Origin of the sequence: Chromobacterium vaccinii (assembly GCF_000971335.1) — a bacterium.
Lineage (GTDB): Bacteria > Pseudomonadota > Gammaproteobacteria > Burkholderiales > Chromobacteriaceae > Chromobacterium > Chromobacterium vaccinii.
Genome location: NZ_JZJL01000050.1, coordinates 20,670 through 28,495, shown reverse-complemented (window position 1 = coordinate 28,495; position 7,826 = coordinate 20,670). Strand labels below are relative to the sequence as shown.

The following is a 7,826-nucleotide window of genomic DNA, read 5'->3' as shown; positions in this document are numbered from 1 at the left end:
GGACCGGTTGCTGCCGCCGGGCATCCCGGACCGCAAGGGCTGGAGCAACGACGTGATGGGCGCGTTCAGCCATCTGAAGATTCCATACACGCCGCAGTTCTTCTGCGCGGTGCTGGCGGTGGCGGAGCAGGAGTCCGGATTCAGTCCGGACCCGGTGGTGCCTGGCCTGTCCAGGATCGTCTGGGGCGAAATCGAGCAGCGCCGGCAGAAGTACCTGATTCCGCAGTTCGTCGTCGACGCGGCGATGAGCAAGAAATCGCCGGACGGCCGCACCTTCAAGCAGCGGGTGGACGCCTTGCGCACCAAGCGCGAGATGAACGCGCTGTACGAGGACATGGTGCGCGAGCTGCCGTTCGGCCAGACCATCTTCGAGCATAAAAATCCGATCCGCGACGGCGGGCCGATGCAGGTCAGTGTGGCTTTCGCCGAAACCCACATCCGCGCCTGGCCGTATCCGTACAGTTATTCCAGCCTGCGCGACGAGGTGTTCGGCCGCCGCGGCAGCGTCTACTTCGGCACCGCCATCCTGCTGCAATACCCGGCGCCGTACCACGAGATGGTGTACCGCTTCGCCGACTACAACGCCGGCCGCTACGCCAGCCGCAACGCCGCCTTCCAGCAGGCGGTGGCCCGCCTGTCCGGCCGCAAGCTGGCGCTGGACGGCGACATCATGCTCTACAGCGACAAGATGAACCGCGTGCTGTCCGGCGAAACCAGCGACACCCAGCGCGCGCTGCAGTCCATCGCCGGCCGGCTGGGCCTCAGCGACGCCGACATGATGCGCGACCTGCGCTTGGAGAAGCTGTCCGGTTTCGGCCAGAGTCCGCTGTACCAGAAGGTGTTCGCTCTGGCCGGCCCCAAGGCCCCGCGCGAAATCATCCCGCAGATCGTGCTGGTCAGCCCCAAGTTCACCCACAAGCTGACCACCGAGTGGTTCGCGCGCCGAGTCGACGGCCGCTACCAGCGCTGCCTGCAGCGGGGAGGCTGAGCGGGCCCGCCGGCTTGAGTCTGAACCGATAGCGCCTATAGTGATTGCAGCGACGCCGAGGCGGGATTCCGCCCGGCGCCGGTTCGCATCCGGACGGCGGCCATGGCATGGCCGTCGTCTTCTGTTTCTCGGCTCGGGAGGCAAGGCATGAAGGTTTCCATCAACGGCAAGGAGGTGGAGCTTAACTCCTCTCCGGACACGCCCATTCTGTGGGCATTGCGCGACGAACTGGGCCTGACCGGCACCAAGTTCGGCTGCGGCGCGGCCTTGTGCGGCGCCTGTACGGTGTTGAAGAACGGGTTGCCGATCCGCTCTTGCGTGACGCCGATCTCCACGCTGGCGGCGGACGACAGCATCACCACGGTGGAAGGCAACGCCGACAAGGTGGGCCAGGCGGTCAAGCAGGCCTGGCATGAGCTGGACGTGGTGCAGTGCGGCTTCTGCCAGAGCGGCCAGGTGTTGGCCGCCACCGCCTTGCTCAGCGCCAACCCCCATCCTTCCGATCAGGACATCGACCTGGCGATGAGTGGCAACCTGTGCCGCTGCGGCACCTATCCCCGCATCCGCGCGGCCATCCACGCCGCCGCCAAGTTGCTGTAGGAGACCAGGATGACGACCACTGGAGTGTCCCGCCGCAGTTTCCTGAAAATGAGCGGCGCGGTCGGCGGCGCGCTATGCCTGGGCTTCGTCCTCAGCGAGGGCGGGCGCAGGGCCGAGGCGGCCGAGGCCAAGAACGCCATTCCCTCTCCCAACGCTTTCGTCCGCATCGAAAAGGACGGCGGCGTCACCATCGTCAGCAACAAGTCGGAAATGGGGCAGGGCATCTACACCTCGCTGGCGATGCTGATCGCCGAGGAGCTGGAATGCGACTGGAACCGGATCAAGGTGGTGTCGGCACCGGCGGCGCCCATCTACGTCCATACCGCCTTCCATATCCAGATCACCGGCGGCAGCACCAGCACGCTGTCCAGCTATGACCAGTACCGCAAGATAGGCGCCGCCGCGCGCGACATGCTGATCGCGGCCGCCGCGCAACGCTGGCGCGTGCCGGTCTCGCAATGCCGCGCCGAAAACAGCCGGGTGTTCAACAACGCCAACGGCGCCAGCCTGGGCTACGGCGAGCTGACCGAGGCCGCCGGCAAGCTGCCGGTGCCGGACGCGGTGGAGCTGAAGCCGCGCCACCGCTGGAAGCTGCTGGGCACCCGCGTGCACCGGGTGGACGGCGACGAGAAGCTGGACGGCCGCGCGCAGTTCGCCATGGACGTCCGCCTGCCCGGCATGCTGACGGCGCTGGTCAAGCGCTGCCCCAGCTACGGTGGCAAGCCGAAGGGCTTCAACGCCGACGCGGCCAGGGCGGTGCCCGGCGTCAAGGACGTGTTCGCGATCAGCAACGGCGTCGCCGTGCTGGCCGATGGCTTTTGGCCGGCCAAGAAGGCGCGCGACCTGCTGGAGGTGGAATGGGACCGCGGCGCCAACGCCGAGCTGGACTCGGCCCGGCAGCGGGCGGATTACCGCGCCCGCGCGGCCAAGCCCGGGCAGATTTATCGAAGCGAGGGCGACGCCAAGGCGGCGCTGGCCGGCGCGGCCAAGAAGCTGGAGGCCTGGTACGAGGTGCCGTATCTGTCCCATTCGCCGATGGAGCCGCTCAACTGCGTGGTCTGGCTGAAGCCCGGCAGCTGCGAAATCTGGAGCGGCACCCAGTCGCAGACGATAGACGCCGGCATGGCGGCCGCGATGTCGGGGCTGAAGCCGGAGCAGGTCACGCTGCACACCACCTTGCTGGGCGGCGGCTTCGGCCGGCGCGCGGTGCCGGTCGGCTCCGACTGGCTGAAGGAGGCGATGGAGGTGGCCAAGCATCACGGCCAGGACGTGCCCGTCCGGCTGATGTGGACCCGCGACGACGACCTGGCCGGCGCCTACTACCGGCCGATGTGGCTGGACCGCGTGCGCGGCGGCATCGGCGCCGATGGCAAGCCGGCCGCCTGGCTGCAGACCGGCGTCGGCCAGTCCATCATCGCCGGCACGCCGTTCGCGCCGATGATGATCAAGAACGGCATCGACTCGGTGTCGGTGGAAGGCACCGACGACATGCCCTACGCGCTGCCGGCGGTCTCGCTGGACCTGCACACCCCTGAGATCCCGCTGCCGGTGCTGTGGTGGCGCTCGGTCGGCCATTCCCACAGCGCCTTCTCCAAGGAAAGCTTCATCGACGAGCTGGCGCGGCTGGCGCGCCAGGACCCGGTGGCCTACCGGCTGGCGCTGATGGACAAGGCGCCGCGCGAGCAGGCGGTGCTGCGCGAGGCGGCGCGGATGGCCGGCTGGGGCCGCAAGCTGCCCAAGGGCCATGGCCTGGGCGCGGCCGTGCACACGTCCTTCGGCTCCCATATCGCCCAGGTGGTGGAGGTGTCGGTCAAGGGCAAGGAATTGAAAGTGGTGCATGTCTGGTGCGCGGTCGATTGCGGCGTGGTGGTCAATCCCGACCAGGTGGCGGCCCAGATGGAGGGCGGCATCATGTTCGGCCTGTCCGCGGCGCTGTTCGGCGAGATAACCTTCAAGGACGGCGAGGTGGAGCAGAAGAATTTCGACGGTTACCCCATCGTCAGGATGTTCCAGGCGCCCAAGGTGGATGTTTCCATCGTCGCCAGCGAGGAAGCGCCGGGCGGCACCGGCGAGCCGGCGGTGCCGGTGGTCGCGCCGGCGCTGGCCAACGCCATCCATGCGGCTTCCGGCCAAAGGCGGCGCGAGCTGCCGCTGAGCCGGCACGGCTACCAGATGGTGTGAGGGATACGGACATGAAAATCTCGATAGTTTTGTGCTGGGCGCTGGGCGCCTGGCTGCCGGCCGCGTGGGCGGCGGGCGACCCGGCCGCGTCGCGGCAGGCCTTCGGCGATGTGGCCAGGGTGCTGCAATCGCCGCGTTGCCTGAACTGCCACACCGTCACCGACTTTCCGCGCCAGGGCGACGACCGCCATCCGCACCAGCAGATGATCAAGCGCGGACCGGCGGACATGGGCCATCCGTCGCTGATGTGCCTGGCCTGCCATCAGACGGCCAACTCGGCCGACGGCGCGGTGCCGGGCGCGCCCAACTGGCACCTGGCGCCGCTGAGCATGGGGTGGGAGGGGCTGAGCGCCGGCCAGATGTGCCGCCGGCTGGTGGACAAGTCGCGCAATGGCAACCGCGACGTTCCCGCGCTGGTCGCCCACATGACGACGGACCCGCTGGTGCAGTGGGCCTGGCATCCGGGCGGGCGGCGCACGCTGCCGCCCTTGTCGCAAAACGATTTCCACGACGCGGTGCGGCGCTGGGCCGATACCGGCGCCTATTGTCCGAAATGAGCGCGGCGGTGCGCGGCAACGACGAGACCGTGCTGGCGCAGACGCTGGACTGGCTGCGGCAGGGCCGCCGCGTCGCGCTGCTGACGGTGCTGGGCACCTACGGCGCCAGCCCCAGGCCGCCCGGCGCGCTGGCGGCGATACGCGACGACGGCGTGATCTGCGGCTCGGTGTCCGGCGGTTGCGTAGAGGACGATCTGCGGCGGGAAATCGCCGAGGGCGGCGTATTTGGTGATGGCCGTACTGCCTGGGTGCGCAGCTTCGGCGCCAGCGTCGAGGAGAGGCAGCGTTACCGGCTGCCCTGCGGCAACAGCCTCAGGGTGGCGGTGGAGACGGCACCCGACCCGGCGCAGCTGGAGGCGCTGCTGGCCGCGGTGCGGCAGCGCCGCTGCCTGTGGCGGCGGGTCGATTACCAGGATGGCGCGGCTTATCTTCTGAATGAAGGGCCGGCGGACGCCTTCGCCGAGGACGAGACGGGATTTTCCGTGCTGCACGGCCCGCGCTGGCGGCTGTTGATCATCGGCGGCGCCGAACTGGGCCTCTACCTGGCGCAGATCGCGCTGACGCTGGACTACGCGGTGACGGTGTGCGAGCCGCGCGAGGAATACGCGGCGGGCTGGGAGCTGGGAGGCGTCGCGCTGTCGGTCGAGATGCCGGACGACCTGGTGCTGGCCTTCGGCTGCGACGAGCGCACCGCGGTGGTGGCGGTGACGCACGATCCCAAGCTGGACGACCTGGCGTTGATGGAGGCGCTCAGGCTGCCCTGCCATTATGTCGGCGCGTTGGGCTCGGCCACGACTACGATGAAACGAAAGGCGAGGCTGGCCGAGCACTTCGGCCTGACGCCGGCGCAGTTGGACAAGCTGCACGGACCTGTGGGGCTGGCGATAGGCTCGCGCACCCCGGCCGAGATCGCGGTCTCCATCGCCGCCGATCTGATCGCCAGCCGCAGCGCTTGTAACCGGGAGGGGGCTCATGGCGAGGAAAGGAGTTGCCGGACATGATGGCGGGCGCTCTGCTGGCGGCGGGCCAGGCGCGCCGCTTCGGCGCCGACAAGCGGCAGGCGCGGCTGCCGGACGGCCGCACGTTGCTGGAGGCCAGCGCCGAGGCGTTTATCGGCCGGCTCGGGCCGTTGGCGCTGGTGCTGCCGGAAGACGACGCCTTCGGGCTGGAGCTGTGCGGCCGGCTGGGCCTGCAGCCGCTGGCCTGCCGGCTCAACCGCGGCGGCATCGGGCATTCGCTGGCCTGCGCCGCCGCCTGGGCGCTGGGGCTGCCGGGTTGCCGCGGACTGGTGCTGGGCTTGGCGGACATGCCGGCGGTGCGGCCGCACACCGTCAGCCAGGTGGCGGCGGCGCTGGCGCACGGCCAACTGGTGCTGCCCTGCTATCAGGGCCGGGCGGGCCATCCGCGCGGGCTGCCGGCGGATTGCTTGCCCGGATTGCTCGATTTGCGGGGCGATGCCGGCGCGCGCGACATCCTGGACTGGAATGGGGCCCTGAGGCTGGAGCTGGACGATCCGGGCGTGTTGCTGGACATCGATCAGCCGGAGGACCTGACGAAGCTGGTCTGAACCGCGCACCCTGGTATTTACGCTTAGCGGCGGGCCTCTCCTATAGTGAGAAGTGTTCCGGCTCGGGGTGGATGACGGATATGCGGGTTCGCTTCACGGTTGCCCACAAACTGGTGCTGCTGATCGCGCCGCTGGTGCTGGCCCTGTCTTGCGTGGCGATAGGCTACGCCTGGCATCAACGCCAGTTGTTGCAGGTGTTGGACCGCGATCAGGTGCTGAGCGCCAATATCGAGATGGTGGGAGAGCTGATCCAGCAGCTGCAGGTCGAGCGCGGGTTGGGCTATGGTTATCTCAACCGCCATCAGGCGTTGCCTGCCGAGCTGGTCCGGGCGCGCGCGGCGGCCGATATCGTGCTGCAGAAGCTGCGGGCCCAGCCGCAGGACGAGTTGTCCGACGGCCTGCGCGCCTATCTGAGCCACAGCGTGCCGACGCAGAATGATCTGGACCAGCTGCGCCGAGACATAGACGCCCGCCACATCTCGCCCGCGCCGGAGTTCAACCGCTATTCGGACATGATCGAGCAGCTGTCCGGCATCATCACCCTGTTCAATGCCCAGACGCCCGAGGTGCAGGCCCTGCTGTTGCAGTGGTCTGCGGTGAATTGCCAGAAGGAATTCACCAGCCGCACCCGCGGGCTGGTGACCGGCGTGCTGACCGTGGGCAGCTTCAGCATCACCAATTTCCGGCTGGTCAGCGGCGTGGAGTCGCAGGAAGAGCTGTGCCGCTCGCAATACCGGCAATACGGCGGCGACGAGGCCGCGCTGCGGGCGGCGATGGACCGCAGCCGGCAGTTCGAGTCGGCCCGCGACGCGGTGTTGGCGCGCGGCGCCGGCGCGATGCAGAGCGAGACGCCGGACGAATGGTTCCGCGTCGCCGGCCTGCGGGTGGCGGAGCTGTACCAGCTGCAGGGCCAGCTATTGCAGCAGATCCGCGGACAGTTGGACGCGCAGGCGAGCAGCGCGCGGGTGTATGGCTATCTGGTGCTGCTGGGCCTGTTGCTGCTGCTGTTGCCGATCGGCCTGGCCGTGCTGGTGGGCCGCAACATCATCCGCACCCTGGGCGCGGAGCCGGACGAGGTGGCGCGGGGCATGCGCGAGCTGTCCGTCGGCCGGCTGGACTTCTTCCTGCCGCTGCGGCGCGGCGACGACCACAGCCTGGCCGCCCACATCCGCCAGATGGGCGAGCGGCTGTCCGGCGTGATCCTGCAGGTGAAGGAAGACGCCGACGCGGTGGCCAACGCGTCCATCGAGCTGAATTCCGCGTCGCAGGGCCTGTCGCAGGGCGCGGCGCGCACTTCGTCCGACGCGGAAGAGAGCAGCAGCGCGATCGACGACATCGCCTGCAGCATGTTCAGCATGGCCGGCGACGCCAATCACGCCGGCGGCATGGCGGACACCGCCAGCGCTCAGGCGGCCGAGGGCAACCGGGTGGTGCAGCAGACGATAGCGGCGATGCGCCAGATTGCCAAACGCACCGACATCATCGACGACATCGCCTACCAGACCAATCTGCTGGCGCTGAACGCGGCGATAGAGGCGGCGAGGGCGGGCGAGCACGGCCGGGGCTTCGCGGTGGTGGCGGACGAGGTGCGCAAGCTGGCGATGCGCAGCCAGGCCGCGGCCAAGGAGATCGGCCGGGTGGCGATAGACAGCGTGGAGCTGGCGGAGAGCGCCGGCCAGCAACTGAGCGATATCGTCGAGTCCAGCCGCCAGACCCTGGATCTGGTGAAGGGGATTTCCAGCGAGGCGACGGAGCAAGCGCAGCGGGTGGGCAATATCAACCAGGCGATGCGGCGGCTGAACCAGCTGTCGCAGGACAACGCCGCCGCCAGCGAGGAGCTGTCGGCGGCGGCGCAGGAGGTGGCGATGCGCGCCGACAGCCTGCGCCAGCAGATGCATTACTTCCAGCAGGGGGCCGAGTCCTCGGATTGACG

At 69.0% G+C, this 7,826-nt stretch carries 7 protein-coding genes; all 7 read left to right on the top strand.

Translation table 11 applies throughout. The features are described from left to right. The coding region (locus VL52_RS19365) for a DUF1615 domain-containing protein (RefSeq protein ID WP_046158578.1) at positions 1-988 on the top strand (988 nt) is incomplete at its 5' end. Between the two features lie 147 nt (positions 989-1,135). Beyond that, positions 1,136-1,588: a (2Fe-2S)-binding protein gene (locus VL52_RS19360; RefSeq protein WP_046158572.1), complete on the top strand. Its 453-nt coding sequence runs from the start codon at positions 1,136-1,138 to the stop codon at positions 1,586-1,588. Positions 1,589-1,597: 9 nt separating this feature from the next. Beyond that, on the top strand, positions 1,598-3,769 hold the full coding sequence (locus VL52_RS19355) for a xanthine dehydrogenase family protein molybdopterin-binding subunit (protein ID WP_046158571.1): 2,172 nt from the start codon (positions 1,598-1,600) through the stop codon (positions 3,767-3,769). Positions 3,770-3,780: 11 nt separating this feature from the next. Next, a complete protein-coding gene (locus tag VL52_RS19350) occupies positions 3,781-4,326 on the top strand; it encodes a hypothetical protein (RefSeq protein ID WP_052729413.1) in 546 nt (181 codons plus the stop codon). After that, positions 4,323-5,327, top strand: coding sequence for an XdhC family protein (locus tag VL52_RS19345; RefSeq protein ID WP_046158570.1), 1,005 nt, complete (start codon positions 4,323-4,325; stop codon positions 5,325-5,327). The genes VL52_RS19350 and VL52_RS19345 overlap by 4 nt, the downstream gene beginning before the upstream one ends. Beyond that, positions 5,324-5,893: a nucleotidyltransferase family protein gene (locus VL52_RS19340; protein ID WP_046158576.1), complete on the top strand. Its 570-nt coding sequence runs from the start codon at positions 5,324-5,326 to the stop codon at positions 5,891-5,893. Before VL52_RS19345 ends, VL52_RS19340 begins: the two co-directional genes overlap by 4 nt. An 80-nt stretch (positions 5,894-5,973) precedes the next feature. Continuing rightward, positions 5,974-7,824 (top strand): methyl-accepting chemotaxis protein, encoded by a 1,851-nt coding sequence (locus VL52_RS23560; RefSeq protein WP_052729411.1) that lies wholly within the window; start codon positions 5,974-5,976, stop codon positions 7,822-7,824. The last annotated feature ends 2 nt before the right edge of the window (positions 7,825-7,826 follow it).